The organism is Nocardia takedensis NBRC 100417, from assembly GCF_000308695.1.
In the GTDB taxonomy this organism is placed as follows: Bacteria; Actinomycetota; Actinomycetes; order Mycobacteriales; family Mycobacteriaceae; genus Nocardia; species Nocardia takedensis.
Window position 1 is genome coordinate 113,242 of the sequence record NZ_BAGG01000088.1, and the last position, 26,067, is coordinate 139,308.

The following is a 26,067-nucleotide window of genomic DNA, read 5'->3' on the forward strand; positions in this document are numbered from 1 at the left end:
TCGCGGCGGACCGGGCGTCAGTTGCTCTTGACCAGGACCAACATGTCCGACTTGGGCGCGGGGATGACGATCCTGGTGCGTTCGGCGATACGCGCGAGGCGCTCGCCCTGCTCCGGTGGCGCGGCCCCGGCCTCCGCCGACATGCTCGCGGCGGCGGGCGCCGATCCCGAGCCGCCGGGTTCGGCGGATTCGACCGGCACGGCCGCCGCGTCCGAGCCGGCTTCGGCGGGGGCCGCCTCCGCGGCCGGGATGTCGGCCGAACCGTTGACCGGCACCGCGTCGTCGCCCGCCATGATCGTGCTCACGTCCCACAGCACCCGCGACAGCGGGACGTCGAGGGCGGCGCAGATCGCGGCCAGCAGTTCGCTGGAGGCTTCCTTGCGACCGCGTTCGACCTCCGACAGGTACCCGAGGCTCACCCGCGCCGACGTGGACACCTCACGCAGAGTCCGGTGCTGGGCCAGACGCGCACGGCGCAGACTGTCCCCGATCGCCTCTCGCAGCAGCGTCATGTCGTTCTCCTTCGCTCGGCGCCCACCGGGCCGACGCGCTGCGACCGTGGACCGAGCGCGCACAGTTCTTTCTGGTACAACGTCGGAGCCCGGGCGGATGGTTCCCGGTTCCGTTCACCGGATCGCCGGACCCGATCAACCCTGGACGCACCGCAACAGTTCCCGCACCGCGATCCCGGTCGCGGTGATTCTGATCGTCCACCGGTCGCCCGACAGGCGCAACCGCATCACCTCGGTGTGCCCGGGACCCGACAGCCCCAGGAACACCGTTCCCACCGGGTGACCGTCCTGCGGATCGGGGCCCGCGACGCCGGTCAGGCCGATTCCCCAGTCCGCTCCGCAGCGGGTCCGAGCCCCCACGGCCATCTGTTCGGCGGTGCCCGCGGCGACCGGACCCTCCGTGCGCAGTCGGTCCTCGCTGACCTCGGCGAGGGTGTGCTTCAGATCGGTCGCGTAGACCACCAGACCGCCGCGCAACACCGCGCTCGCGCCGGGCACCCCCGCGATCGTGGCGCTGAGCAGGCCCGCGGTCAGCGATTCGGCGGTGGCCACGGTCTGCCCCGCCGCCGTCAGCGCGCGCACCACCTCGGCGGCCGGAGCGGCCGCGACCAGCGGATCGGTCATCGCTTGCGCGATCCGCCCGCGAACCACACCCGGGCGGCCTGGCCGACGTAGTCGAGTCCGGTCACCACGGTCAGCACCAGGGCCGCGTACATCAGCACCATGCCCGCGGTGGCGAACGCGCCGCTCAGCGGCAGCAGCAGCGCGGCGATGGCCAGCGACTGCACCAACGTCTTGAGTTTGCCGCCGCGACCGGCCGGGATGACGCCGCGGCGCACCACCGCCAGGCGCAACAGCGTGATGCCGATCTCGCGGCCGCAGATCACCAGGGTGATCCACCAGGCCAGATCGCCGAGGGCCGACAGACCGATCAGCGCCGAACCGATCAACGCCTTGTCGGCGATGGGGTCGGCCAATTTGCCGAAGTCGGTGACCAGACCGTATTTGCGGGCCAGTTGCCCGTCGAATCGGTCGGTGATCGCGGCGATGCCGAACAGCGCGGCCGCGGTGAGCCGCCAGGCGGTGTCGTGACCGTCGCCCGCGAACAGGGCCAGCACGAACAGCGGCACGATCGCGATGCGCGCCATCGTCAGCACGTTCGCGATGTTCATCAAGGGGACGGCGGCGGGTTCGGCGTGCCCCGGAACCACGGGGCCGCGCACCGGCGAGGTCTCCGGCCAGGGACGGTCGATCTCGTCCGGGTAGGCGCTCATCCGCGGCCCTCGCTCACGTCCGCTCGCCCGGCCGCGACCGTTCCGGTGCCGGTCAGGGACCACATCGATGCCGCGGCGCCACACCCGGCACGATGCGGGCAGCGCGAGGACAGGATGTGGGACACACGATCAGACTATCGGTAACGGAGCCGACTACTGTGCACCCCATGACCTCTCGGGGACCACATGGTGGTTCGACCAGCGACACCAGTCCGGGCGCGGCGCAGACCGCGCAGTCCGCGGGTCCGGTCGTGCGTCGTGCCCGTACCTCGGACATCCCCGACATCAAACGCCTGATCGACGTCTACGCCGGACGCATCCTGCTGGAGAAGAGCCTGGTCACCCTCTACGAATCGGTCCAGGAATTCTGGGTCGCCGAGCTCGAGGGGCAGGTCGTGGGCTGTGGCGCACTGCACGTGCTGTGGGCCGATCTGGGCGAGGTGCGCACGGTGGCCGTGCACCCCGAGGTCAAAGGTCGCGGCGTCGGCAGGCTGATCGTGGACCAGCTCGTCGCGGTGGCCAGGGAGTTGGCACTGCGCAGGCTGTTCGTGCTGACCTTCGAGGTGGACTTCTTCGGCAGGCACGGTTTCGCCGAGATCGACGGCACGCCGGTGACCGCCGAGGTCTACGCGGAGATGTGCCGGTCCTACGACACCGGCGTCGCCGAATTCCTCGACCTGAGCTATGTGAAGCCCAACACGCTCGGCAATACTCGAATGCTGTTGACCCTCTGAGACCGGAAGCGAACCACTGTGCCGATCTTCGCCGTCCATTACTCCTACTCCGAGGCCACCATCCCGGCGCGCCTGACCCACCGTCCCGATCACCGCGCCTGGCTCGGCGCGCAGGTCGAGGCGGGCGCCCTGCTGACCAGCGGTCCCTACCCCGACGGGACCGGGGCGCTGCTGATCTTCCGCGCCGAGGACGAGGCGACGCTGCGCGACCTGCTGACCAACGACCCCTTCGCCCGCGAGAAGCTCATCGAGGACGTGCGGGTGGTGGAGTGGCTGCCGGTCCTGGGAGCCTTCGCGGCCGACGCGGCTTCCTGATCCCCGAACAGACGACAGCCCTCGACCGGTGACGGTCGAGGGCTGTCGTGTCGGCGGGGTCAGGCGGACGGTTTCACCGCGCCCTTGGTCTTGATCAGGCTGGCGACGGTCGCGATCACGAGTATGCCCAGGATCACACTCAACGAGACCGGCGTGGAGATGTCCGGCACCGAGACGTGTTCGCCGCCGTTGACGAACGGCAGGGTGTTCTCGTGCAGCGCGTGCAGGATCAGCTTCGCGCCGATGAAGGCCAGGATCGCGGCCAGACCGTAGGACAGATAGACCAAGCGGTCCAGCAGTCCGCCGATGAGGAAGTACAGCTGACGCAGACCCATCAGCGCGAAGGCGTTCGCGGTGAAGACCAGGTAGGGCTGCTCGGTCAGGCCGTAGATCGCGGGGATGGAGTCCAACGCGAACAGCAGGTCGGCGAAACCGATGGCCAGCAGCGCCAGCAGCAGCGGGGTGACCGCGCGGCGGCCGTCGATGCGGGTCACCAGCTTGTCCCCGTCGTACTCCTCGGTGGTGGGCAGGATCCGCTTCGCGATCGCGACGATCCTGCTGTCGCGTTTCTCCTCCACCTCGACCTCGTGGCCGCTGTCCTTGAGCAGTTTGACGGCGGTGTAGACCAGGAACAGGCCGAACAGGTAGAAGACCCAGCTGAACGCGCTGATCGCCGCCGCGCCGACGGCGATGAAGGCGCCGCGCATCACCAGGGCGAGCACGATGCCGATCAGCAGCACCTTCTGCTGGTAGATCCGCGGCACGGCGAAGGTGCTCATGATGATCAGGAACACGAACAGGTTGTCCACCGAGAGGGCCTTCTCGGTGACGAAGCCGGCGTAGTACTCCCCGGCGTAGGTGCCGCCCCACTTGTAGGCGACGAAACCGCCGAACAGCAGGGCCAGGCCGATGTAGAACGCCGACCAGAAGCCGGATTCCCGGAACGTGGGTTCGTGCGGGGTGCGGACGTGGGCGAAGAAGTCGAAGACGAACAGGCCGAGGATCACCACCACGGTGATCACCCAGATCAGTGCGGTTACCTGCATGCGGTGGTCCGATCGAAGCTCATGACAGCCATCATGCCCGAATTGTCCGTTCCAGTTCCGTTGCGGGTCGGTTGCTGACCATGATTCCACAGGTTGGGGCGCGCAGCGCGGCCGGTGTGCGCGGCCCCGAGGACAAGCGCGGCGCGCCCCTGGGCGAGAATGGCTACCGCACACCGAATCCGGGTGTTAGCGTTCGGAGACGACGAAATGCACCGCCCGCGAGGCGGTTACCGAAAGGGTCAGGCGATGATCGGGCTGAGCGCACACGGGCGGCACACGTCGCGACGTGCCGCCGCCCGACGCGGCCGCCTCGCGCTATCGGCCGCGGCGACATCCCGCCCCGCCCGCACGCGGAGCGGCCCCTAGTTCTCGATGTCCCGAAAACAGAGACAGGGGTCACTCCACGGCATCGCCGGGAGCGACCCCTTTTCCGTGTGACGGACACGACCACTCCCTCGTGGCCCAATTGGCAGAGGCGCCGGCCCTAGGAACCGGTAGATGCGGGTTCGAATCCCGCCGGGGGAACAACGCCCACACCCCGTCGACGCGACGCCGAGCGAGTCCTCGGCGGACCCGCGAGAGTGGGACCGGTACGGCGATATCGAGGAATCCGCACCGGCCCCGGTGGGGCGGGCGACCCGATGAGCGCCCGTCTAGTCCTCCGGGTCCGCCGGTGCGTCGCCGCCGCGGATGCTGAACAGCAGGCCGTCGAGTTCATCGGGTTTGATGAGGACGTCACGGGCCTTGGAGCCCTCGCTCGGGCCGACCACCCCCCTGGTCTCCATGAGGTCCATCAACCGGCCCGCCTTGGCGAAACCGACACGCAGTTTGCGTTGCAGCATCGAGGTGGAGCCGAACTGCGAGGTGACGACGAGTTCCACGGCTTGCAGGAAGACGTCGAGATCCTCGCCGATATCGGGGTCGACGTCCTTCTTCTCGCCCGCCTTGGCCGCCGTCACGCCTTCCTGGTACTCGGGTTCGGCCTGGTTCTTGGTGTATTCGACGACGGCGTGGATCTCTTCGTCGCTGATGAACGCGCCTTGCAGGCGGGTCGGCTTGCCCGCGCCCATCGGCAGGAACAGCGCGTCGCCCATGCCGATCAGCTTCTCCGCGCCCGGTTGATCCAGGATGACGCGCGAATCGGTCAGCGAGGAGGTGGCGAAGGCGAGCCGGGACGGCACGTTGGTCTTGATCAGACCGGTCACCACGTCCACCGACGGACGCTGGGTGGCCAGCACCAGGTGGATGCCCGCGGCGCGCGCCTTCTGGGTGATCCGCACGATCGCCTCCTCGACGTCGCGCGGCGCGGTCATCATCAGGTCGGCGAGTTCGTCGACGATGGCGAGGATGTACGGGTAGGGCCGGTACACGCGTTCGCTGCCCAGCGGCGCGGTGATCGCCCCCGATCGCACCCGCTTGTTGAAGTCGTCGATGTGGCGGACCTTGTTGGCCTGCATGTCCTGGTAGCGCTGTTCCATCTCCTCGACCAGCCAGGCCAGCGCCGCCGCGGCCTTCTTCGGCTGGGTGATGATGGGGGTGATCAGATGCGGAATGCCCTCGTAGGGGGTCAGTTCCACCATTTTCGGATCGATCAGGATCATCCTGACCTCCTCCGGGGTGGCCCGGCCGAGCAGCGAGACCAGCATCGAGTTGACGAAGCTGGACTTGCCGGAACCGGTGGAACCGGCCACCAGCAGATGCGGCATCTTGGCCAGGTTCGCCGAGACGAATTCGCCCTCGATGTTCTTGCCGAGCCCGATGACCAGCGGGTGGTGATCGTTGCGGGTCGAGGGGGCCTTGAGCACGTCGGCCAGGCGCACCAACTCGCGGTCGGCGTTGGGCACCTCGATGCCGACGGCCGACTTGCCCGGGATCGGGGCCAGCAACCGGACGTTCTCGGTGGCGACGGCGTAGGCGATGTTGCGGGTCAGCGCCGTGATCTTCTCGACCTTCACGCCGGGACCGAGTTCGACCTCGTAGCGGGTGACCGTCGGGCCGCGCACGAAGCCCGTCACCGCGGCGTCGATCTTGAACTGCACCAGCACCTCGGTGATGGCCTCGATCATCGACTCGTTGGCCGCGCTGCGCTTCTTGGGCGGATCGCCGTCGGTGAGCAGGGTCAGCGGCGGCAGCGTGTAGTCGCCCTCGATGACCCGGTCGGCGACGAACTCGGGTTCCTTCGGCGGGGGCGGGGTCTGATCGGGGACCTTCGGGACGGCGGCACGCTTGCGCGGTTTCGGCGCCGGGCCGGCCGCGTCGATCTCCGCGCCGAATTCGGCGGCGGTGGCGATGGTCTTGGCGTCGCGCAGCGGCGGTTCGCCGAGTGCCTCGGTGACGGCGTTCGGGTCGCCGAATTCGTCGGCGGGATAGTTCTCGGCGGGTGTGCGCCCACGCCTGCGGGGTTTCGGTCGGCCGACCGGGAACCCTTCGGCGTCGTAGTCGGCGGGATCGAACGGACGATTCTCGTCGTAGGCGCTGTACTCGTCGCCGCCCGCGGCCGTGCCGAAGTACTCGCGCAACCGCTGGGGAACCTCGCGGATAGTGGTGCCGGTGAGCAGCAGCACGCCGAACACGATGGCCAGCAACAGGATCGGCACCGCCAGCCACGCCGTGAGACCGCCCGCCAGCGGTCCGCCCATGACGAAACCGACGAAACCGGCCGCGCGCGAACGTCCGTGGGCGTCGCCCGGCGCTCCGGCGGCCAGATGCCAGATGCCCAGCATCGGCAGGCCGACCAGCAACCCGCCCAGCACCAGGCGCGGGCGGATCTCCGGGCGCGCCTCGGTGCGCATCAACGTGATCGCGATGCCGGTGGCCACGAACGGCAGTGCGGCCGAGGCCGATCCGGAGACCGCGCGGATCGCCTCGTCGACCCAGCGCCCGACCGGCCCGCCCGCGGCGAGCCAGACGGCGGCCGCGATGACCGCGCTCAACGCGATCAGCGCGAGCGCGATACCGTCGCGGCGGTGCCCGTGTTCGATGTCGCCCGCGCGGCTGAGCGTGCGGGTGGTGGCGCCGAGGCCGCGCGCGAGCATCGTCCACCCGGTGCCGACGGTCCGGCGCAGCACGGCCAGCGGCGCGGTGTTCGAGGCCGCGGCCCGGGCCGGACGCCGCGCGGGCGCGGGACGACGACGCGGGGCGGGGCCGGTGGGGCCGAGTCCGGCGCGCGGCGCACTCGCGCCGCGCGCGGCGGCCGAGCGGGAACGCGCCGCCGTGGTCCTCCCCCGGGCCGATCCCGCCCGCGCACTGGACGTCGTGGTGCTGCGGGACTTACCTGCCATGGACTCAGGCTAGCCGCAAACGCCCCGATCGGACCATCCGCAACACAGGTATCACCCGCCACGGGGCCGCTCCGACCGGCGAGTCCGCCGGGGGACGACCGGTCGACGCGGGGGATGTGGGCGGCTCAGACGGAGCGGTCCAAGGCCAGCACCGCGCGCACGGCGTCCTCCCGGCCACGCGTCTCGATCCTGACCTCGTCACGGCCGAACGCGTGCAGCAGCAGTTCCGACGGCGTCCCGACCAGCGTCACCTCGTCGCCCGAGGCTTTCTTGGCGACGGCCCGGCGACCGTCCAGCGTCTCCAGCGTGACACCGACCTTCGCGCCGCGATAGGCCATCCGGCCCATCCGCCGCACGGTCGACCACAGCTTGTCCTCGTCGGCCTCGGCGAGCGCGCGCGGTTCCCAACCGGGGCTCGCGCGCCGCACGTCCTCGTGATGGACGAACATCTCGGTGATGTTGACCAAGGCGTCGACGGGTTTCAGCGGCGACCACAGCGGCGGCCCGTTGCGCACCAGGTCGAGCAGTTCGGGAAACGGTTTGGCCGCCGTGCGGTTCTGCACCGATTCCAGGCGTCCGGCAAGGGCTTTGATCATGATCCCCGGGGCGGCGTCGGGCCTGCGCTCGCGGACGATCAGGTGCGCGGCCAGATCCCGCACCGTCCAGGTCCCGCACAGGGTGGGCGCGTCCGGCCCCACCGCGGACATCGCCTCGACCAGTTCTCGACGTTCTCGCTGTGCCATGCTCACCCGCCGAACATAGCGCGGATCCGCCGTCTGTGACAGCGCGGCGCGAGGACGGGCGAACCGGGCGGTTGGCAGCGTGCGCGGGGCAAATGTACGTTGTCCAGTGGTCCTCGGACCGTATCGATGATGAAGGGGCATTCGATTCGTGAAAACAATTCTCAGCGGCGTCGTCGCGTTCGCGGCGGTCGGCGCCGCGGTGGCGACCTCGGCGCCCGCCGCCGACGCGCAGGCGGGCTTCTACGGGGCAATCGCGGTGGGCGGCAACGGCCGCTACAGCATCAGCAACAACTACGGCAGCTACAACGCGGCCGAGATCAACGCGGTCAACTCCTGCGGACCGGGCTGCTCGGTCTCGATCTCGTGGCGTAACGGATGCGGTGTCCTGGCCCGCTCCTCGACGCACTGGAGCAGCGCGGCGCGGTCCAGCTACCCAGAAGCGCGCGACGCCGCGCTCTCGCGGGTATTCGGCGGCCGCGTCGTGAACTGGCGCTGCACGCAGGGCTATTCGAGCTGAGCCGGGCGCGACCGGACGCCGTCCATCTCCCTCGCCGTTCCCGTTGCGGCGACACACTTCTCATCCAGGGGAATTCGTGAAACAACGCTCGACAAGGGCTGTCCTGACCGCGTGCGCGGTGGCCGTGGTCCTCGCCGTCGGAGCCTGCTCCGGCGACTCCGACGACTCGGCGGCGCCCTCCGGCGCGACCGCCACCTCCGCCGCGGCCGATTTCGAGTCCGGCAAGACCCAGCAGGATCTGATCGAAGGCGAGGCGCCGACGACCACGACCGCACCGGATCTGCCCAAACCCGCCGCCGAGGAACTCAACGGCCGCATCAACCGCGCCTTCGACCGCTCGGTCGGCGCGCAGGAGAAGTCGGCGTGGATCCAGGACGCCGAACGCGATCCGCAACTGGTCGACAAACTGGTCGATGCCGCCGAACGCAACAAGGTGACGGTGCGGATCACCGGCGTCGGAGACCCGAAGGACGGCAAACTCAAAGCCGACGCCGAGGTCACCATCGGCGGCGCGCCCGTCCAGGACGCGTTCGTGGAATTCGTTGCCGAGGACGATCAGTGGAAGGTGTCGAACCAGTTCACCTGCACCATCGTTCGCAACGCGAAACTCGATTCGGCGGCCTGCCAGGCCCGCTGAACCGCCGACCGACGCGAAACGCGACAACAGCCGCCCGGATCAAGTGATCCGGGCGGCTCCGTCGTCTCTCAGGACACCGTCGTCTCAGCCCCGTCGTCTCGGGACGATCAGACGCCGATGACGGTCGGCACGATCATCGGGCGGCGACGGTAGGTGTCGGCGACCCAGCGGCCCACGACCCGACGCACGCCCTGGGCGATGCGGTGGGTCTCGGTGACGCCCTCGCCCGCCAAACGCAGCAATTCGGCCTCGACCAACTCGGCCGCTTGGTGCAGCGCGGTGGGATCGTCGGAGAAGCCGCGCCCGCTGACCTCGGGGGTGCTGACCGCCTTGCCGGTGGTCTCGTCGATGGCGACGGTGATCGAGATGAACCCGCCCTCGCCCAGCACCAGTCGATCCGAGAGCGTCGACTCGCCCACGTCGCCGACCGACAGGCCGTCGACGTAGACGTGGCCGACCGGCACCCGGCCGACGATGCTCGCGATGCCGTCGACCAGGTCGACCACCACGCCGTCCTCGGCGAGCACCACCCGCTCCTCCGGGACGCCGGTGGCCACCGCCAGCGCGGCGTTGGCGCGCAGGTGCCGCCATTCGCCGTGCACGGGCATGGCGTTGGTCGGGCGCACCGCGTTGTACAGGTACAGCAGCTCACCGGCCGAAGCATGGCCGGAGACGTGCACCTTCGCGTTCTGCTGGGTGATGACCGTCGCGCCCAGCCGCGCCAACCCGTTGACCACGGCGAACACCGAGTTCTCGTTGCCGGGGATCAGCGAGGAGGCCAGCACCACCAGATCGTCGGGCCGGATGTGGATCTGGCGGTGGTCGCCGCGCGCCATCCGCGACAGCGCCGAGAGCGGTTCGCCCTGCGACCCGGTGGAGATCAACACCAGCCGATCGCCGGGCAGGGTGGCGGCCACGTCGAGGTCGACCTCGACGCCGTCGGGCACGGTCAGATAGCCGAGATCCTGGGCGATCTGCATGTTGCGCACCATCGAACGGCCGATGAAGCACACCCGGCGGCCGTACTTCTGGGCGACGTCGACCACCTGCTGGATGCGGTGCACGTGACTGGCGAAGGAGGCCACGATCACCCGGTGCCGCGCCTTGCCGATCACGGTGTCCAGGACGCCGCCGATCTCACGTTCCGGGGTGACGAATCCGGGCACTTCGGCGTTGGTCGAATCCACCAGGAACAGATCGACGCCCTCGTCGCCGAGACGGGAGAACCCGGCCAGGTCGGTGAGGCGGCCGTCGAGCGGAAGTTGATCCAGTTTGATGTCGCCGGTGTGCAGGGCCACGCCCGCCGGGGTGCGGATGCCGACGGCCAGCGCGTCGGGGATCGAGTGGTTGACCGCGAAGTACTCGCACTCGAAGGGGCCGTGGATGGTGGTCTCGCCCTCCACGACCTCGGTCAGGCGCGGCTGCAACCGGTGTTCGCGGCACTTCGCGGCGACCAGCGCGAGCGTGAACTTGGCGCCCAGCACGGGGATGTCGGACCGCATGCGCAGCAGGAACGGCACCGCGCCGATGTGGTCCTCGTGGCCGTGGGTCAGCACGATGGCGACGATGTCGTCCATCCGGTCCTCGATGGGCCGGAAGTCGGGCAGGATCAGGTCGACGCCGGGCTGCTGATCCTCCGGGAACAGCACACCGCAGTCCACGATCAGCAGTTTGCCGCCGTACTCGAACACCGTCATGTTGCGGCCGATCTCGCCGATGCCGCCGAGGGCGAACACCCGCAGGCCGTTGGCGGGCAGCTTCGGCGGCGTGCCGAGACGGTCCTGCGCGGCCACCACGGGCGCGGGGGCGGGCTGTTCGGCCCGACCGCGACCGGATTGCTGACGGCCGCGTCCACGGCCTCGGGATTGCTGTCCGCGACCCGAGCGCCGCCCCTGATCGCCGCTGTCGGCGCTCTGCTTCTCGGTCTGCGGCGCGGCTTCCGCGGCGGGACGGGATTCCGTACCGGCAGACCGGGATTCCGTCGTGGCGGGCCGGGATTCCGCGGCGGCGCTCCTAGCCGTGCGAGCGGGCTTGCGCTCGGCGGCGGGTGCGGCGGCCTCGACGGCGGGAGTCGACTCCGGACGCGCGGTCTGCGCGGGGCTGGGCGGGGTCGGCGCCCCCGCCGCGCGGTTCGCGGTCCGGCGGGGACGACGCGCTAGCGGTTCACTCATGCCAGCACCCCCGCCACACGCAGATCGGCGGCCAGCAATTCGACCTGTTCCTGGGTGGGCATCAGCTGCGGCAGGCGCGGTTCACCCACGTCCAGGCCGAGCAGGCGCAGACCCGCCTTGGTCATCGCGACGCCGCCGAGGCCGGCCATCGCGGCGTTGAGCGGGATCAGGCTCGCGTTGATCCGGCGGGCCTCGACCACGTCACCGGCGTGGTAGGCCTCGACCAGTTCCCGCAGACGCTCGGGCGCCAGATGCCCGATGACGCTGATGAAGCCCGCCGCGCCGACCGAGAGCCAGGGCAGGTTCAGGCAGTCGTCACCGGAGTAGAAGGCCAGTCCGGTGCTCGCGATGAGATCGGCGCCCGCGTTCAGATCGCCCTTGGCGTCCTTGACCGCGACGATGCGCGGGTGTTCGGCCAGGATGCGGATGGTGTCCGGCGCGATGGGGACCACCGATCTCGGGGGAATGTCGTAGAGGGTCACCGGCAGATCGGTGGCGTCGGCCACGGCCGTGAAGTGCGCGATCAGGCCCGCCTGGGTGGGACGGGAGTAGTACGGGGTGACAACCAGCAGGCCGTGCGCGCCCGCGCGCTGGGCGTTGCGGGCCAACTCGATCGAATGGGCGGTGTCGTAGGTGCCCGCGCCCGCGATCACGGTCGCGCGCGCGCCGACGGCGTCCACCACGGCGCGCAGCAGGTCGGCTTTCTCCGATTCGGTGGTGGTCGGCGATTCCCCGGTGGTGCCGGAGATCGCGAGCAGATCGACGCCGCGGTCGACCAGGCGGGCCGCCAACGCGACCCCGGCGTCGACATCGAGCTTGCCGTCGGGCCCGAAGGGGGTCACCATCGCGACGCCCACCGTGCCGGAGGCGCGCAGCTCCGTGGGCGTCGATTCACCGTTCGTCATGGTCAGAAAGGCTACCCGCTCGGCGGCACGCTTCGGACACCCTCGTCGCCGAACCGGACACGCGCGGGGGTGATCAACCTCGCACGGCCGCACGATGACGCCACCATTGCCCCTTGTATGGCGTCAGCTTTGGCGTCACACTGATGTCATGGATTTGAGCACCTACACCGCCCGACTGCGCGCGGATCTGATCGCCGCCGCCGCCCTCGGCGACGAGAAGACCCAGGCCACGGCCGCCGCACTGGCCGCGGCCACCGAGAATTCGACCCGACTGGTCCTGCTGGCCGCGCTGTCGGAACTGGCCGCCGAGGTCAGCGCCGAACTCGGCGACCGCACCGTGCGCGTCTCGGTGCAGGGCAGTGACGCCACCGTCGACGTGCGCCGCGACAGCGCCACCGACGAGCACGTCTCCTTCGAGGAGATGACCGGTGACATCAGCCGGGTCACGCTGCGACTGGTCGAGCAGATGAAGGCCAAGGCCGAGGAAGCCGCCGCGCAGAGCAACATGTCGCTGAACTCGTGGCTGTCCACCGCCGTCTCCGGTGCGCTGCGCGATCAGATGCGCGGCCCGCGCCGCGAGGGCGGCCCCAAGCGCGACATCTGACCGCGCCCCTCACAGCAGCGGCGCCAGATCCCCGCGCTCGCCCACGACGACCTCGTCCAGTTCGAGCCAGTCGGCCATCTCGCGCAGGGACTCGCGCAGCGCCGCGGCGGTGGCCGCCGTGGCCCGCCCCGGTTCGGCGAACGCGCCGGGCACCGTGAGCCTGCCGTGGGCGCGTTCGGCGCGCAGGTCCACCCGGCCCACGAGTTCGCCGTCGAGCAGGAAGGCGAACACGTAGTAGCCGTGCACCCGTTTGGCCTGCGGGGTGTAGATCTCGATGCGGTAGTGGAAATCGAAGAGTCGTTCGGTGCGCGGACGGCAGAAGATCAGCGGATCGAACGGGCACAGCAGCGCCGCCCCCTCGATCCGGCGCGGCGTCACCGCCTCGACATGGCGGTAGGCCGGGCGATCCCAGCCCGCCACCTCGACCGGTTCCAGTTCGCCCGCGTCGACCAGATCCATGATCGCGGGCGCGCACTGCGCGCGTTGCAGACGGTAGTAGTCGCGCAGATCGGCCTCGGTGCCGATGCCGTGCGCGATTGCGGCGCGGCGCACGAGTTCGCGCATGGCCTCGTCCTCCGGGATCTCGCGCTCGGCGATCTCGGGCGGAAGCACCCGTTCGGCGAGGTCGTAGTGCCGGGCGAAACCGACACGGGTGGCGACCGACAGCGCGCCCGCGGCGAAGAGTTGTTCGCAGATCATCTTGGTGTCGCTGAGATTCCACCAGGACCCGGGTGGGCGCGGCTTGTCCAACTCCAGATGCCGTTCCACCTCGCCCGCGGTGGCGGGGCCGACCTCGGCGATGACATCGAGGATGTCCTTGCCCAGCGTCGGATTGCGTTGCACCACCGCGCGCATCCCGGACCAGCGCCCGTTGCGGTATTCGCGCATCCGCCAGCGCAGCAGCGGCCAGTCGCGCACCGGGATCAGCGCGGCCTCGTGCGCCCAGTACTCGACCAGCGCGCGGGGCCTGCGCGGGGAATCCGACCAGGCCGCGGCGTCCAGCAGCGCGCGATCGTAGGGACCCAGGCGGGCGAAGATCGGCGCGTAGTGCGCGCGCACCACCGCGGAGACCGAATCCAGTTGCAGCAGTTGCGTTCTGGACAGGACATCGAGTACCGCGCGCCGGGTGGGGACCGCCGGGCGACGTCGACCGAACCCTTGCGCGGCCACCGCCGTGCGACGGGCGGCCGCCGCGCTCATCTTCCGCATCCCCGAAGGATGCCACGGGGGTACGACAGTTCTCGGCGCGCGGTGCTCAGGTGGTGACGGACACCCCACCGGCGGCGTCGATCTCGGTGCGCCGGTCCTGCTCGTCGGAATTGGCCAGCACCGTCGCGAGGATCCGGCGACCCATCGGGAGCACGCGCACGGTCACCGACCCGGTGTTCGCGGCGTCCAATTCCCTTGTCGCCGCCTCGACCACCCGCTCCCGGACCCAGCGCGGCACGCCGGCGAAACCGCCGTCGTCGAGCAGGACGACCTCCACGCCGCGCGAACGCGCGCCGCGCGCGGCACTGCTCAACTCGTCGGTCACCAATTGCGGCGCGCGCAGACCGTCGCGCAGTTCGGCCTCGAGCAACCGGCACTGCTCGCGTTCGGCGGCGGTCAGTTCCGCGCCTTCGGCGATCCGTTCCAGGATCGGCCGGGCGACCTTGTCCAGGCGCGCCAACTGCCGGTCGCGTTCGCCGTTCTCCGCGGCCATGGTGGCCTCGGCCGCGGCCCGCATGGTCGCCTCCTCGCGCAGCGACCGCAGTGACCGCTGGGTGGGCCGCATGATCGCCACGCAGACCGACACGCCGGCCACCGTCGCCACCGGCACCAGCGACCCCGCGACCACCCCGACCCGCACACCCGCCGCGAGGCCGACGATCGCGACCACCACCGCGATGCCCGCCACCCCGAGCCACGCCGCCCCCAATCGACCGCGCAACACCAGCACGGCCAGGACGTAGGAGGAGGCGTAGGCGGTCCACACCGGGCGCGTCCACTCCTGGTCGATCTGCAGGACGGTCAGAAAGGTCGCCACCGGGCCCGAGGCGGCCACGTACACCGTGGCGGGCCACGGCAGCGGATCGACCGGGATGACCAACACCACCACGCCCGCGGTCGCCAGCAGGCCCAGCGCCGCCGTCGCGGCGGGCAGCGGGGCGTGGTCGAAATTGCGGATCATGTAGAGGCCGATGGTGGCCTCGAGGATGAGCAGGAACAGCCACGCCGCGCCGTCGCGCAGTCCCAGCAGATCCCGCAGACCGAGTTCGGTGTCGATGTCAGCCATCGCTGCCCCACACCAGCGTCACCGTCGTGCCCTCCCCCGGACTCGACTCCACGAACCCCGCGCCGCCCGCCAACTGCCGCATCCGCCCCAGGATGCTCACCGAGATGCCGAGGCGGTCCGCGGGCACCGCGCCCAGGTCGAAACCGGCGCCGTCGTCACGGAACACCACCCGGATACCGCCCGCGCTGATCGTCACCGTGACGGAGCGCCGCACCGCGCGCCCGGGGACCGTCGCGTGGCGCAGACTGTTGCGCACGGCCTCGGTCAACGCGGCCGCCAGACTGCCCGCCGCCTGCACCGGCATCCGCAGATCGTCGAAACCCGACCAGCGGCGCGCGGTGAACCGCACCCCGGGATTGACCTCCTGGACGGCCGCCCGCAGGAACCCGATGGCGGACTGGGCGTTGAGCCGGTCCGGTTCGGTCCGGCCGCCACGCGCCTCGTCCAGTTGGTCGAGCGTGCGTTCGGCCTGCTTGCGCAGCACCGGTGATTCCGTGCCCGCCCGGGACGCGTCGAGCAGCGTGGACAGCACCGCGTCGTGGATGAGCGCGGCGAAGCGGGCCCGTTCGCGGTCGCGGGCCCTGGCGCCCGCCGAGGTCGCCGCGCGACTGCTCGCGATCGCCGACTCCCGGTCCACCCGGGCCGCCGCGGCCCGCGCGTAGATCGCGCACCACAGGAACAGCGCGCACAACCCGGCCGACCGCGCGAAATCGCCCAGCAGTGACAGGGAATCGCCGTGGGTCACCACCGACCGATTGGCCGCCGCCGCCAGCGCTGAACCGCCGATCAGATAGCCGATGGCCAGCGGCGGCCGCCACGCCAGCGCGGCCGCGAGCACCCCGAGCGCGAACACCCGGTACAGCCACAGCGTCGTGTGATCGGGCAGTTCTCGATAGACGAACGGCGCGAGCGCCGTCGCACCCAGATAGCAGACCGCCGCGCCCCCGGCGACCGCCTGGATCGTCGGCCGCTTCATCCCGATCGAGACCACGGCCAGCACCGGGAACAACCCGAACGCGGGCAGCGCGATCACCAGACTCCACCCGAGCGAGGTCACCCGGCTCTGCTCGATCATCTCCGGGATCTCGACCACGCCCGCGATCACCCCGGCCAACCCGAAGGTCAACCCGAGCCTGCGCAGGATCCGGTCGGCGGCGGCTTCCTCGCGGGTCCGCTCGGTCATCGCGGCGAGCCCGCGCCGCCACCGACCCACCCGCGCGCGAGCGGGGGCGGCGGCGTCCTCGTCGGCGGCGTCCAGCGTGCTGGACGCCCTCATCCGCGCCGGTGCCGCTCGGGGACCGGCAGCCAGCCGTCCTCGACAGCCCGCTTGTACAGATCGGTCTTGGTCGGCGCCGGACGACCGGCGTCGGCGTACTTCTGACGGATACGGCCCAGATAATCGTTGACGGTCTGTTCCGACAGACCCGTCAGGCGCGCCACCCGCGACGCCTTCTCCCCCGAGGCGTACAGGGTGAGCACTTCCTCCTGACGCGGGCTCAACCCGACATCCGACAACCGCGGATCACCGTCGATCGCCGCCGCCCAGTCGGTGGTGACCACCTGCTCGCCGGAGGCGGCGCGACGCACCGCCGCGACCACGGTGGGCACGTCCTCGGACTTGCGGACCACCCCCAGCACCCCTGCCCGAGCGGCCGCGCGCACCAGGAACGCGTTGTCGGCCCCCGTGAACACCAGCACCTCGATACCGCGCTCGCGCAGGGCGCGCACATTGTCCTCGGGCGAGGACCCGTCGGCCAACCGCAGGTCGAGCACCACCAGGTCCAGACCGGCCCCCGCGTCCCGTGCGACCGCGGCGAACAGTTCCGGCACCGTCCCCGCCGTCACCACCAGATCCAGGTCCGGCTGCGGCGCGAGCATCGCCGCGAGACCGATCGCGACCGACTCGTGGTCCTCGACCAGCCCGATCCGGCGCGGCGCGCGCCCACCCCCGTCGACCCAGGTCACCTCGACACTCCCATTCCGAGCACTTCGTTCCCCCTCACGAACGCACAGTCCACAACCCCACCGCTACAAAGTCACCCCGAAGTATGACCCGGATCCGCCACCAACGGTCAGCCACCAGAAATCGGGGGATGGTCGACATGCCGCGGCCCGCCACCGTCGTATCCCTCCACCGACATGTCCGGCGTCGTTCGGGGTCGCCCACGGTCACGGCATCAGCGACGCCGCCAGCGTGCCGCCCAATTCTCGGCAAGCATCGAGATCCGCTTTCTCCGGCCTCCCCGAGACGACCGCGAACTCCGCGGATTTCACCCAGCCCAGACCGGCCGTGATCGACTCGACCGCGCGCCGCGCACCTTCGGTCCCCTCGTTCCCGTGCAGATACAGGCCGTAGGGACGACCGCGCGTATCGTCCAGGCACGGGTAGTAGAAGGTGTCGAAGGCGTGCTTGAGCGCGCCCGAGATGTAGCCGAGATTGGCCGGCGTGCCGAGCAGATAGCCGTCGGCCGCCAAGACGTCGCTCGCCGTCACCGCCAGCGCCGCGCGGCGCACCACTTCGACGCCCTCGATCTCCGGATCGTTCGCGCCCGCCACCACGGCCTCGAACATCGCCTGCGTGTGGGGTGAGGGTGTGTGGTGGATGATCAGCAGTCGCGTCACTGTCAGCGCCCTTCGCGTTCGGCTTTCTCCAGGGCGACCGCGCGCCGCATCGTGTCGCGGGCCCGGGATCGGTCACCGGCGTAGTCGTAGGCGCGCGCCAAGCGGTAGGAGACCCGCCAATCGTCCGGATCGGCCTCCCACTCCGCCTTGACCTGCTCGAACAGCGCGTCCGCGGCGGAACGCTCCACCCGGCCCGAGGGCCTGCGCGGCAACTGGCTGACGTCGACCTCGCGGCCTTCCTCGTGGATGCGGCGGGCCAGACGCTGATGGTCGAGCGCGGCGCGCACCGTCGCCCAGACGATCCACACCCCCACCAGCGGCAGGATCAGCACCCCGACGCCGATGACGATCGCGGCCGGCTCACCGGAGCCGAGCAGGCTCACCCCGATCCGGCCGAGTAGCAGGAAATAGAAACCCAGGACCAGTACCAGCGCCACGATCAGCGCGACGAGTTTGCGCGAATCGCCGCCCCGGTCCTCAGCCGCGCTCACGACCGCGCCCCCGGGGTCGCGCGGGTCACAGGTCGAGGAACGGATCGAGGCCGACGGTCAAACCGGGACGCTTCGCGATCTCGCGCACACCCAGCAGGACACCGGGCGCGAAGGAGGACCGGTCCATGGAGTCGTGGCGGATGGTCAAGGTCTCGCCCTGGGTGCCGAACAGCACTTCTTGGTGGGCGACCAGACCGGCCAACCGCACCGAGTGCACCCGCACACCGTCGACGTCCGCGCCGCGCGCGCCGTCGAGTTCGGTGCTCGTCGCGTCCGGACTGATCCCCACCCCGGCGGCCGCGCGAGCCTGCGCGATCAGCCCGGCGGTGCGGTAGGCGGTGCCCGACGGGGCGTCGGCCTTGTTCGGGTGATGCAGTTCCACGACCTCGACCGAATCGAAGAAACGGGCGGCCTGCTCGGCGAACCGCATCGACAGCACCGCGCCGATCGCGAAGTTCGGGGCGATCAGCACACCGGTCTCCGGGCGCTCGGCCAACCAGGACCGCACCTGCGCGAGCCGGGCCTCGTCGAAGCCGGTGGTGCCGACCACGGCGTGGATACCGTTGTCCACCAGGAACTTCAGATTGCCCATCACCACGTCGGGATGGGTGAAATCCACGACGACCTCGGCGCCCGACTCGGTGAACGCCGTCAGCGCGTCGTCCTTGTCCACGGCCGCGACCAGATCCAGATCGGCGGCCGCCCGCACCGCCTCGCAGATCGCCTGGCCGACTTTTCCGCGTGCCCCGAGCACTCCGACCCGAATGGTCACCGCACCTCCTCGTCTCGCCGATGTGCCGCCAAGCCTAATCGGGGGCGGGGCGGTCGGCGGCAGCGCCTCAATCGAAGACGATCACCTGGCGCAGGGCGTGCCCCGCCGCGAGTTCGTCCATCGCGCGGTTGACCTCGTCGAGCCCGATGCGCGCCGAGATCAGCCGCTCCACCGGCAGCTTGCCCGCCCGCCACAGGCGCACGTACTCGGGAATGTCGCGCGCGGGCACCGCCGAACCCAGGTAGCTGCCCACGATGGTCTGCGCCCGCGCGACCAGCGCCAGCGGGGAGATGCTCGCGCGGGCGTCCGGCGCGGGCAGGCCGACAGTCACAGTGGCGCCGCCCGGCGCGGTGGCCGCGACCGCCGTCTCGAACGCGCGGACATTGCCCGCCGCCTCCACCACGATCTCCGCCTGCACGTCCTGTTCGGCCAGTTCGCCGGGGGTGTGGCAGGCCACGGCCCCCAGGTCGGCGGCCAGCGCCAACTTCTCGGGCACGGTGTCGACGGCGATCACTTGCGCCCCCAGCGCGATCCCGACCAGGACCGCGGCCATCCCGACACCGCCGAGACCGACCACCATCACCCGGTCGGCCGGGGTCGGCGACGTCGCGTTCAGCAGCGCGCCGCCGCCGGTGAGCACCGCGCAGCCCAGCACCGCCGCCACCTCCGGCGGGACGTCGTCATCCACCGGCACCACCGACCTGCGGTCCACCACCGCGTGCGTGGCGAAGGCCGACACCCCGAGGTGGTGGTGGACCGGTTCGCCGTCGCGGCGCAGGCGCCTGCCGCCGTTGAGCAGTTCGCCCTCGTTGTTGGCGACACTGCCCGGCACGCACGGCCGCCTGCCGTCGCTCGCGCAGCCCGCGCAGTCACCGCAGCGCGGCAGGAAGGTCATCACGACCCGCTGCCCGACCGCGATATCGCTGTCACCGGGGCCGACGGCCTCGACGCGACCCGCCGCCTCGTGCCCGAGCAGCATCGGCACCGGCCGCACCCGGTTGCCGTCCACGACGGACAGATCCGAGTGGCACAACCCCGCCGCCTCGATCCGCACCAACAACTCGCCCGGCCCCGGCTCGCCGAGTTCCAGCTCGCTCACCGAGATCGGCTCCGACTCCGCGAACGGCGCCGCCGCCGCGATCCGTTCCAACACCGCGCCCCGAATCCTCATACCGCCGACGCTACCGCCGCGCATCGACTCGACGGTGGCCTTCCCGGCACAGCCGCGGTCGGACCGCGCGCACCGGGCACACGAACCGGGCAGTCCCCGGCACGGCGACGGCCCGGATCAAGCCTCGACCGGACCCCGATGCCGACGCAGACCGAGCGCGGCGGCGCACAGGCACGCCACCGCCACGATGCCGACGAACCAGGGGAACACCGTGTCCAGGCCCCAGGTGGTCGCGGCCCAGCCCGCCAGCAGTGTCGGCAGCGCCATCGCGCTGTAGGCCAGCAGGTAGTACGCCGACATGGTCTCCCCGCGCCGATGGTGCGGCACCACATTCGACAGGTGCCGCAGCGAGCCGCCGAAGCCGAGGCCGAAGGTCGCGCCCAGCGCGACGCCCGCGCCCAGCACCGCGATCCAGCTGTGCGTGCCGAGCGCCGGAATGGTCAGCACCAGCGCCAGAGCCATGCCGGTGTCGCCGAGGATCGCGGCGCGACGGGCCGGGACGGCGGTGGCGAACAATTGCACCGTCGCGCCCGCCAGCGCGGTGGAGGCGACCACCGCGCCGCCGAACACGAGATTGTGGATGCCCGTCTGCTGCGCGGCCAGCGACGGATACAGCGACAGCAGCACGCCGAGCACCGACCAGGCCGCCATGACGCCGATGGCGGAGAACCAGAAATCGCCGCGGATCTCCTTGGGCACGGCCGGTTTCGCGATCCGGATGCGACCCGCGACCCGCGCGGCGTGCGGTTCGCGCAGCGCCAGCACGCCCGCGGCCACGACCAGGCAGATCACGGTGATGACCACGTACGGCGTGCGCAGCGGATAGGGCGCGTACTGGGCCAGCAGCGCCGAGCCCAGGATCGCCACCGCCATGCCGACGTTGAACGCCACGCCGGTCAACTGCCCCGAGCGCGCGCCGCGATGCGGGCGCAGGTCCAGCAGCGCCGCCGCGCCGGCGACCACCGTCGCGCCGACCGCGGTGCCGTGCAAGGCGCGTGCCAGCAACAGCATCGGCACCGAATCGGCCAGGACGAACACGATCAGGCCGACGATCATGGTGGCGAACGCGCCGAGCAGCACCGGTTTGCGCCCGACCACGTCGGAGATGCGGCCCGAGACCAGCACCGCCCCCAGCGCGGCGACGGCGTAGACCGCGAAGACGACGGTCGTGGTCAGCGGGGACAGTTGCCACTCGGTTTCGTAGATGCCGTAGAGCGGGGCGGGCACACCCGAGACCCCGAGCGCGACGCCGCTGGCCGCCAGGATCAGCGTGTAGGCCCACCGCTGGGTGGCCGGTGTGCTGTCGACGGCCATCACACTCGCTGCCATCAGCCCTCCGATCAGGTAAGTTTGATGATGATCGAACCGGATCGACCATACTCCCCGGCACCCCCGCACCCCATCACCGAGTGAGGCAGATCATGACCCAGGCTAACGCGAGCCCCGCGACGGTCGCCGCGCTGCCCGTCGTCCTGGGCGCGCTGCACGACCCGATCCGGCTGGAGATGGTCCGCCGACTCGCCCGCGCGGACGGCCCCGTCCGCTGCGTCCTGCTCTACGACGGCATCAACAAATCCACCGCCGCCCACCATTTCAAGATCCTGCGCGAGGCGGGCGTCATCGAACGGGTGGTCGTCGCCGGCCAGATCTGCCAACGCCTGCGCGCCGCCGACCTCGACACCGCCCTCCCCGGCCTACTTTCCCCGATCCTCGCCGCCGCCGACCGCGAACACACCCCGGACCGGTCCGGTCCACCGCCTACCGCTCGCCCGCCGGCGGCGGAGTGACCAACGGGGGAACGGTGATGGTCGGGAGCGGCGGGAGGGGGGTGAGGTGGATCTCGGGGAACGGCGGGGGCGCGAGGCGCTCCGCGCTGCGGAAGCCGGTGGCGTCGAGATGAGCCGCGGCCCACCAGAATCCGAGCAGCGCACACGCCATCGGAACCATGCCCAGCAGCACCATCGCCGCACGGCGCGGACGGGGCGTGTCGGCAACCTGCGCGGCTGTCACCTCGAGCAGATGCACGAACACCACACCGCACAGCAGCGCCAGCAGCACCCAGCAGGCGGCGGGCTGATGTTCCCAGCGCCGCAGCGCGAACAGCGCTCCCAGCACCGGAAGACCGAGCGCGAGCACCACGATGCCGTCCACGCTCGCGCTCGCCCGACTGTCGTCCGCGTCCTGTTCGGCGCCGCCGCGCAACCAGGCCACGAAGAACAGCAGATGCGCCAGACCCGCGCCGCAGGACGCCGACAGCAGCAGGACGTATCCCGCGCGCACCGCCTCGACCGTCCAGTCCAGCCGCAACAGCACCACGCCGAGTTCGGCCACCAGACACGACAACACCAGCGCCACCAGCGCGGTGATCGCCGAGGGACGCAGCAACCTGCGCATCAGATATCCGGCGGGCAACTGTCTGCGCAGCGTACGGAACACGCCGAACCAGGCGACCGGCATCACCACGAACGCGAGAGTGCTCACCCACCGCAGCCCGCCCGGACCGATCCACACCGAGGCGGCGATGACGATCGCGGTGAAGAACCACAGCCACCCCGCCAAGCGCATCATCGCCCGCCAGGTGATCGCGGCCAGTTGCCGCCGCGCGCCGAGGTGACCGGGCCGCATCCCGAGCAGACCGCGCAGGATCGCCACCGCCGCACCGCGCTGCGGTTCGAGTTTCGCGCGCATGGTCAACAGTTCGGGATGGACCGGATCCTCGCGCAGACCGGCCTCGACCTGCGCGCGGGCCGGACTCTGCTCGCCCAACGCCAGATACAGCCGGGCGATCGCGGCGCGCCCGTCGACGTTCGCGTCCGACGCGGCCCGTTCGAGCAGCGCCCGCGCCTCCGCGCGGGTCGCCGACCGCCCCTGCGCGACCAGCGTGCTCGCCAGGATCAGCGACGCGCCCGCGTCGTCGGGGGCCAACCGCAGCGCGGTGCGCGCGTGCCGTTCGGCGTGCGCGCCCATCCCGAGCATGTCGTAGACCAGCGCGACCGTCATGTGCGGACCCGCGCGCTCCGGTTCCAGCGCGATCGACCGGCCCGCGTGGCGCAACGCGTCGTCCGGGCGGCTCAACGCCATGCACACATCGGCCAGTTCTTCGAGCAGCACCGGATCATCGGGGGCGGTGAGCAGCGCCGCACCCAGCATCCGGTGCGCCTCCTCGGCCCGCCCCACCTCTTTGGCCACGCGCGCCCGCGCGATCACCGCTTCGACCGTCCGCACCGAACCCCCCGCTCCACTCCCCCGACGTTGCGACCGTCACCCTACCGACGGCCACCGACAGGAAAACGATCAGGAGGGAACCAGGCGACGGACCGCGGCGGGAAGTTCGCGCGTGCGGCGGTACGGCCCGGCCACCGACGCCGCGAACGGACGCGCGAGCAGACTGCGCGCGACCGCGTCGACCTGTTCGGTGGTGACCGCGTCGATCCGGGTCAGCGTCTCCGAGACCGTGCGATGGTTGCCGTAGCTGAGTTCACTGCGACCGATGCGGTTCATCCGCGACGCCGAATCCTCCAGCCCCAGTACCAGTCCGCCGCGCAGCGACCCCTTCGCCCTGGCGCATTCCGCCTCGGTGATGCCGTCGGCCGCGATCTCCTCGAGCACCCCGCGCGCGAGCGCCGCGACCTTGCCGAGATTCTCCGGCTGACAGCCGATGTAGACCGAGAACGCGCCGGTGTCGGCGAAGGTGTCCACGCTCGAGTACACCGAGTACGCCAGGCCGCGTTCCTCCCGGATGCGTTGGAACAGCCGCGAACTCAGTCCGCCGCCGACCACCGTGTTCAGCACCGACAGCGGCCAGCGCCGCTCGCCTTCGTGCCGCCCGAACGCCCGCACACCGAAGGACAGGTGCGCCTGCTCGCTGTCGCGGTGATTCCAGTGCAGTTGCGGCTCGCAGTGCTGTCGGTAGCGGCCTTCGCGCCTGCGCGCCGGTTCGGCCGCGGGATCGAGCCGGTTCGCGAACGCCCGGTGCACCAGTTCCACGACGTGATCGTGCTCGACATTGCCCGCCACCGCGACGACCATGCGGTCGGGCCGGTAGCGGCGCAGATGGAACGAGCGCAACTGCCCGGCCCGCATCGACTCGATCGATTCCACCGAGCCGATCACCGGTCGCCCGATCGGATGCTCGCCGAACAGCGCGGTGAGGAACGCGTCACCGACCAGATCCTCCGGATCGTCGTCGCGCATCGCGATCTCCTCGAGCACCACCTGCCGTTCGACGTCCACGTCCGCGGCACGGCACAGCCCGTTGAGCACCACGTCGGACACCAGATCCACGGCCAGCGGCAGATCCTCGTCGATGACGTGGGCGTAGTAGCAGGTCTGTTCCTTGGCGGTGAACGCGTTCAACTCCCCGCCGACCGCGTCCATCGACTGCGCGATGTCCAGCGCCGACCGGGTGGGCGTGGCCTTGAACAGCAGATGTTCCAGGAAGTGCGCCGCGCCGGCGACCGTCGGCCCCTCGTCGCGCGAGCCGACGCCGACCCACACGCCGATCGAGGCCGACCGCACGCCGGGAACGTGTTCGGTGACCACCCGCAGACCGCCGGGCAGCACCGTCTTGCGCACCCCGGTCTCGGAGCCCTGCGGACGGATCGAGGTGTCGGAGCGCAGCTGCGAGGACGAACCCCCCTGCTCGGCACGGAGCAGAGGGGTTGCCGTCTTCTTCTTCGTCACAGAGACAAGTACTACTCGCCCGCCGCCGCGCCCGCATCCACGGTTTCGGCGGCCGCGGGCTCCTCGGTGGTCTCCTCGACGGGGACCAGCGAGATCTTGCCGCGGTTGTCGATGTCGGCGATCTCGACGCGCAACTTGTCGCCGACGTTCACCACGTCCTCGACCTTGGCCACGCGCTTGCCGTTGCCCAGCTTCGAGATGTGCACCAGACCGTCGCGGCCCGGCAGCAGCGACACGAACGCGCCGAAGGCGGTGGTCTTGACGACCGTGCCCAGGAAGCGCTCGCCGACCTTGGGCAGCTGCGGGTTGGCGATGGCGTTGATCGCGTCGATCGCGGCCTGCGCCGACGGGCCGTCGGTCGCGCCGACGAACACGGTGCCGTCGTCCTCGATGGAGATGTTGGCGCCGGTGTCCTCGGTGATCTGGTTGATCACCTTGCCCTTGGGGCCGATGACCTCGCCGATCTTGTCGACCGGGATCTTGATCGCCGTGACGCGCGGCGCGTACGGACTCATCTCGTCCGGGGTGGCGATGGCCTCGGCCATCACGTCCAGGATCGTGGTGCGCGCGTCGTGGGCCTGGCTCAGCGCGCCCGCCAGCACCTGCGAGGGGATGCCGTCGAGCTTGGTGTCCAACTGCAGCGCGGTCACGAACTCGCGGGTGCCCGCCACCTTGAAGTCCATGTCGCCGAACGCGTCCTCGGCGCCGAGGATGTCGGTCAGCGCCACGTAGCGGACCTCTTCGCCGCCGCCGTCGGTGGCGACGGTGTCGGAGACCAGACCCATCGCGATACCGGCGACCGGGGCCTTGAGCGGCACACCGGCGTTCAGCAGCGCCAGGGTGGACGCGCACACCGAACCCATCGAGGTGGAACCGTTGGAGCTCAACGCCTCCGAGACCTGACGGATGGCGTACGGGAACTCCTCCTGGCTGGGCAGCACCGGGATCAGCGCCCGCTCGGCCAGCGCGCCGTGACCGATCTCGCGGCGCTTGGGCGAACCGACGCGGCCCGTCTCACCGGTGGAGTACGGCGGGAAGTTGTAGTGGTGCATGTAGCGCTTGCTGGTCTCGGGGCCCAGCGAGTCGACCTGCTGGGCCATCTTGACCATGTCCAGCGTGGTGACGCCCAGGATCTGGGTCTCGCCGCGCTCGAACAGCGCCGAGCCGTGGGCGCGCGGAACCACCGCGACCTCGGCGGACAGGGCGCGGATGTCGGCCAGTCCGCGGCCGTCGATGCGGAATCCGTCGGTGAGGATGCGCTGCCGGACCAGCTTCTTGGTGACCGAGCGGAACGCCGCGCCGAGTTCTTTCTCG

26 protein-coding genes and 1 tRNA gene are annotated in these 26,067 nt (G+C 70.8%); 7 read left to right on the forward strand and 20 right to left on the reverse strand.

Features of this window, described 5'->3' with window-relative positions:
• Positions 1 to 17 precede the first annotated feature (17 nt).
• The 3 genes from ON30_RS41755 to pgsA all read right to left on the reverse strand — a co-directional run bounded on the left by ON30_RS41755 (position 18) and on the right by pgsA (position 1,786).
• Entirely contained in the window at positions 18 to 512 is a 495-nt protein-coding gene (locus ON30_RS41755) for a helix-turn-helix domain-containing protein (RefSeq protein ID WP_040708596.1), read from the reverse strand.
• A 135-nt stretch (positions 513 to 647) separates the two neighbouring features.
• The gene (locus ON30_RS18045; protein ID WP_040708654.1) at positions 648 to 1,136 is read right to left on the reverse strand and encodes a CinA family protein; all 489 of its coding nucleotides are present in this window, start codon (positions 1,134 to 1,136) and stop codon (positions 648 to 650) included.
• A complete protein-coding gene (gene pgsA, locus ON30_RS18050) occupies positions 1,133 to 1,786 on the reverse strand; it encodes a CDP-diacylglycerol--glycerol-3-phosphate 3-phosphatidyltransferase (RefSeq protein WP_083911483.1) in 654 nt (217 codons plus the stop codon). Before pgsA ends, ON30_RS18045 begins: the two co-directional genes overlap by 4 nt.
• A gap of 167 nt (positions 1,787 to 1,953) precedes the next feature.
• Here pgsA and ON30_RS18055 point away from each other — a divergent pair, with 167 nt between their 5' ends.
• Both ON30_RS18055 and ON30_RS18060 read left to right on the forward strand, forming a co-directional pair.
• A complete protein-coding gene (locus ON30_RS18055) occupies positions 1,954 to 2,520 on the forward strand; it encodes an amino-acid N-acetyltransferase (RefSeq protein ID WP_040708597.1) in 567 nt (188 codons plus the stop codon).
• A gap of 18 nt (positions 2,521 to 2,538) precedes the next feature.
• Positions 2,539 to 2,835, forward strand: coding sequence for a YciI family protein (locus ON30_RS18060; protein WP_040708598.1), 297 nt, complete (start codon positions 2,539 to 2,541; stop codon positions 2,833 to 2,835).
• A 59-nt stretch (positions 2,836 to 2,894) separates the two neighbouring features.
• On the opposite strand, the gene ON30_RS18065 is transcribed toward ON30_RS18060, so the two are convergent.
• The gene (locus ON30_RS18065) at positions 2,895 to 3,881 is read right to left on the reverse strand and encodes a TerC family protein (protein ID WP_040708599.1); all 987 of its coding nucleotides are present in this window, start codon (positions 3,879 to 3,881) and stop codon (positions 2,895 to 2,897) included.
• A 451-nt stretch (positions 3,882 to 4,332) separates the two neighbouring features.
• Here ON30_RS18065 and ON30_RS18070 point away from each other — a divergent pair.
• Positions 4,333 to 4,406, forward strand: a tRNA-OTHER gene (locus ON30_RS18070).
• A 128-nt stretch (positions 4,407 to 4,534) separates the two neighbouring features.
• Here ON30_RS18070 and ON30_RS18075 read toward each other — a convergent pair.
• Entirely contained in the window at positions 4,535 to 7,162 is a 2,628-nt protein-coding gene (locus tag ON30_RS18075) for a DNA translocase FtsK (protein ID WP_040708600.1), read from the reverse strand.
• A gap of 125 nt (positions 7,163 to 7,287) precedes the next feature.
• On the reverse strand, positions 7,288 to 7,911 hold the full coding sequence (locus ON30_RS18080; RefSeq protein WP_040708601.1) for a TIGR03085 family metal-binding protein: 624 nt from the start codon (positions 7,909 to 7,911) through the stop codon (positions 7,288 to 7,290).
• Positions 7,912 to 8,053: 142 nt separating this feature from the next.
• Between ON30_RS18080 and ON30_RS36200 the strand changes: the two genes are divergently transcribed.
• Together ON30_RS36200 and ON30_RS18090 are read left to right on the forward strand one after the other, a co-directional pair.
• Positions 8,054 to 8,422 carry a DUF4189 domain-containing protein gene (locus ON30_RS36200; RefSeq protein WP_051029488.1) on the forward strand — a complete coding sequence of 123 codons (369 nt, stop codon included), beginning with the start codon at positions 8,054 to 8,056 and terminating at the stop codon, positions 8,420 to 8,422.
• Positions 8,423 to 8,498: 76 nt separating this feature from the next.
• The gene (locus ON30_RS18090; protein ID WP_040708602.1) at positions 8,499 to 9,059 is read left to right on the forward strand and encodes a WKL family lipoprotein; all 561 of its coding nucleotides are present in this window, start codon (positions 8,499 to 8,501) and stop codon (positions 9,057 to 9,059) included.
• A 107-nt stretch (positions 9,060 to 9,166) separates the two neighbouring features.
• Here ON30_RS18090 and ON30_RS18095 read toward each other — a convergent pair whose 3' ends face one another.
• Both ON30_RS18095 and dapA read right to left on the reverse strand, forming a co-directional pair.
• A complete protein-coding gene (locus ON30_RS18095) occupies positions 9,167 to 11,230 on the reverse strand; it encodes a ribonuclease J (protein WP_040708603.1) in 2,064 nt (687 codons plus the stop codon).
• The gene (gene dapA, locus ON30_RS18100) at positions 11,227 to 12,135 is read right to left on the reverse strand and encodes a 4-hydroxy-tetrahydrodipicolinate synthase (RefSeq protein ID WP_040708604.1); all 909 of its coding nucleotides are present in this window, start codon (positions 12,133 to 12,135) and stop codon (positions 11,227 to 11,229) included. Before dapA ends, ON30_RS18095 begins: the two co-directional genes overlap by 4 nt.
• Before the next feature lie 148 nt (positions 12,136 to 12,283).
• On the opposite strand from dapA, the gene ON30_RS18105 reads away from it, so the two are divergent.
• On the forward strand, positions 12,284 to 12,739 hold the full coding sequence (locus tag ON30_RS18105) for a hypothetical protein (protein WP_040708605.1): 456 nt from the start codon (positions 12,284 to 12,286) through the stop codon (positions 12,737 to 12,739).
• Positions 12,740 to 12,748: 9 nt separating this feature from the next.
• Here ON30_RS18105 and ON30_RS18110 read toward each other — a convergent pair whose 3' ends face one another.
• From ON30_RS18110 to ON30_RS18150, 9 genes are all read right to left on the reverse strand, one after another.
• Entirely contained in the window at positions 12,749 to 13,948 is a 1,200-nt protein-coding gene (locus ON30_RS18110; protein ID WP_040708606.1) for a winged helix-turn-helix domain-containing protein, read from the reverse strand.
• Positions 13,949 to 13,994: 46 nt separating this feature from the next.
• The gene (locus ON30_RS18115; RefSeq protein ID WP_040708607.1) at positions 13,995 to 15,014 is read right to left on the reverse strand and encodes a DUF8320 family protein; all 1,020 of its coding nucleotides are present in this window, start codon (positions 15,012 to 15,014) and stop codon (positions 13,995 to 13,997) included.
• Positions 15,007 to 16,290 carry a sensor histidine kinase gene (locus ON30_RS18120; protein WP_040708608.1) on the reverse strand — a complete coding sequence of 428 codons (1,284 nt, stop codon included), beginning with the start codon at positions 16,288 to 16,290 and terminating at the stop codon, positions 15,007 to 15,009. Before ON30_RS18120 ends, ON30_RS18115 begins: the two co-directional genes overlap by 8 nt.
• A complete protein-coding gene (locus ON30_RS18125; protein ID WP_040708609.1) occupies positions 16,287 to 16,979 on the reverse strand; it encodes a response regulator transcription factor in 693 nt (230 codons plus the stop codon). The genes ON30_RS18120 and ON30_RS18125 overlap by 4 nt, the downstream gene beginning before the upstream one ends.
• A gap of 204 nt (positions 16,980 to 17,183) precedes the next feature.
• A complete protein-coding gene (locus ON30_RS18130; RefSeq protein WP_040708610.1) occupies positions 17,184 to 17,636 on the reverse strand; it encodes a flavodoxin family protein in 453 nt (150 codons plus the stop codon).
• Positions 17,637 to 17,638: 2 nt separating this feature from the next.
• Positions 17,639 to 18,127 (reverse strand): hypothetical protein, encoded by a 489-nt coding sequence (locus ON30_RS18135; protein WP_051029490.1) that lies wholly within the window; start codon positions 18,125 to 18,127, stop codon positions 17,639 to 17,641.
• Positions 18,128 to 18,152: 25 nt separating this feature from the next.
• Complete coding sequence (dapB, locus tag ON30_RS18140; protein WP_040708611.1) at positions 18,153 to 18,899, reverse strand: 4-hydroxy-tetrahydrodipicolinate reductase; 747 nt, start codon at positions 18,897 to 18,899, stop codon at positions 18,153 to 18,155.
• Between the two features lie 67 nt (positions 18,900 to 18,966).
• Positions 18,967 to 20,070, reverse strand: a complete 1,104-nt coding sequence (locus ON30_RS18145) for an alcohol dehydrogenase catalytic domain-containing protein (protein ID WP_040708612.1) — start codon at positions 20,068 to 20,070, stop codon at positions 18,967 to 18,969.
• A 117-nt stretch (positions 20,071 to 20,187) separates the two neighbouring features.
• A complete protein-coding gene (locus ON30_RS18150) occupies positions 20,188 to 21,399 on the reverse strand; it encodes an MFS transporter (protein ID WP_174387510.1) in 1,212 nt (403 codons plus the stop codon).
• A gap of 92 nt (positions 21,400 to 21,491) precedes the next feature.
• Between ON30_RS18150 and ON30_RS18155 the strand changes: the two genes are divergently transcribed.
• On the forward strand, positions 21,492 to 21,857 hold the full coding sequence (locus ON30_RS18155) for an ArsR/SmtB family transcription factor (protein ID WP_051029498.1): 366 nt from the start codon (positions 21,492 to 21,494) through the stop codon (positions 21,855 to 21,857).
• On the opposite strand, the gene ON30_RS18160 is transcribed toward ON30_RS18155, so the two are convergent.
• From ON30_RS18160 to ON30_RS18170, 3 genes are all read right to left on the reverse strand, one after another.
• Positions 21,829 to 23,295 (reverse strand): tetratricopeptide repeat protein, encoded by a 1,467-nt coding sequence (locus ON30_RS18160; RefSeq protein WP_040708613.1) that lies wholly within the window; start codon positions 23,293 to 23,295, stop codon positions 21,829 to 21,831. The two genes, ON30_RS18155 and ON30_RS18160, sit on opposite strands and share 29 nt — an antisense overlap.
• A gap of 69 nt (positions 23,296 to 23,364) precedes the next feature.
• Positions 23,365 to 24,690: a M16 family metallopeptidase gene (locus ON30_RS18165; RefSeq protein ID WP_085999353.1), complete on the reverse strand. Its 1,326-nt coding sequence runs from the start codon at positions 24,688 to 24,690 to the stop codon at positions 23,365 to 23,367.
• 74 nt (positions 24,691 to 24,764) lie between these two features.
• The coding region (locus ON30_RS18170) for a polyribonucleotide nucleotidyltransferase (RefSeq protein WP_040708614.1) at positions 24,765 to 26,067 on the reverse strand (1,303 nt) is incomplete at its 5' end.

Coding starts and splice junctions, on each gene's coding strand:
- ON30_RS41755 (WP_040708596.1), bottom strand. CDS start 512: ATGACGCTGCTGCGAGAGGCGATCGGGGACAGTCTGCGCCGTGCGCGT.
- ON30_RS18120 (WP_040708608.1), bottom strand. CDS start 16,290: ATGAGGGCGTCCAGCACGCTGGACGCCGCCGACGAGGACGCCGCCGCC.
- ON30_RS18115 (WP_040708607.1), bottom strand. CDS start 15,014: ATGGCTGACATCGACACCGAACTCGGTCTGCGGGATCTGCTGGGACTG.
- ON30_RS18045 (WP_040708654.1), bottom strand. CDS start 1,136: ATGACCGATCCGCTGGTCGCGGCCGCTCCGGCCGCCGAGGTGGTGCGC.
- ON30_RS18155 (WP_051029498.1), top strand. CDS start 21,492: ATGACCCAGGCTAACGCGAGCCCCGCGACGGTCGCCGCGCTGCCCGTC.
- dapA (WP_040708604.1), bottom strand. CDS start 12,135: ATGACGAACGGTGAATCGACGCCCACGGAGCTGCGCGCCTCCGGCACG.
- pgsA (WP_083911483.1), bottom strand. CDS start 1,786: ATGAGCGCCTACCCGGACGAGATCGACCGTCCCTGGCCGGAGACCTCG.
- ON30_RS18065 (WP_040708599.1), bottom strand. CDS start 3,881: ATGCAGGTAACCGCACTGATCTGGGTGATCACCGTGGTGGTGATCCTC.
- ON30_RS18150 (WP_174387510.1), bottom strand. CDS start 21,399: ATGGCAGCGAGTGTGATGGCCGTCGACAGCACACCGGCCACCCAGCGG.
- ON30_RS18075 (WP_040708600.1), bottom strand. CDS start 7,162: ATGGCAGGTAAGTCCCGCAGCACCACGACGTCCAGTGCGCGGGCGGGA.
- ON30_RS18105 (WP_040708605.1), top strand. CDS start 12,284: ATGGATTTGAGCACCTACACCGCCCGACTGCGCGCGGATCTGATCGCC.
- ON30_RS18110 (WP_040708606.1), bottom strand. CDS start 13,948: ATGCGGAAGATGAGCGCGGCGGCCGCCCGTCGCACGGCGGTGGCCGCG.
- ON30_RS18145 (WP_040708612.1), bottom strand. CDS start 20,070: ATGAGGATTCGGGGCGCGGTGTTGGAACGGATCGCGGCGGCGGCGCCG.
- ON30_RS18095 (WP_040708603.1), bottom strand. CDS start 11,230: ATGAGTGAACCGCTAGCGCGTCGTCCCCGCCGGACCGCGAACCGCGCG.
- ON30_RS18055 (WP_040708597.1), top strand. CDS start 1,954: ATGACCTCTCGGGGACCACATGGTGGTTCGACCAGCGACACCAGTCCG.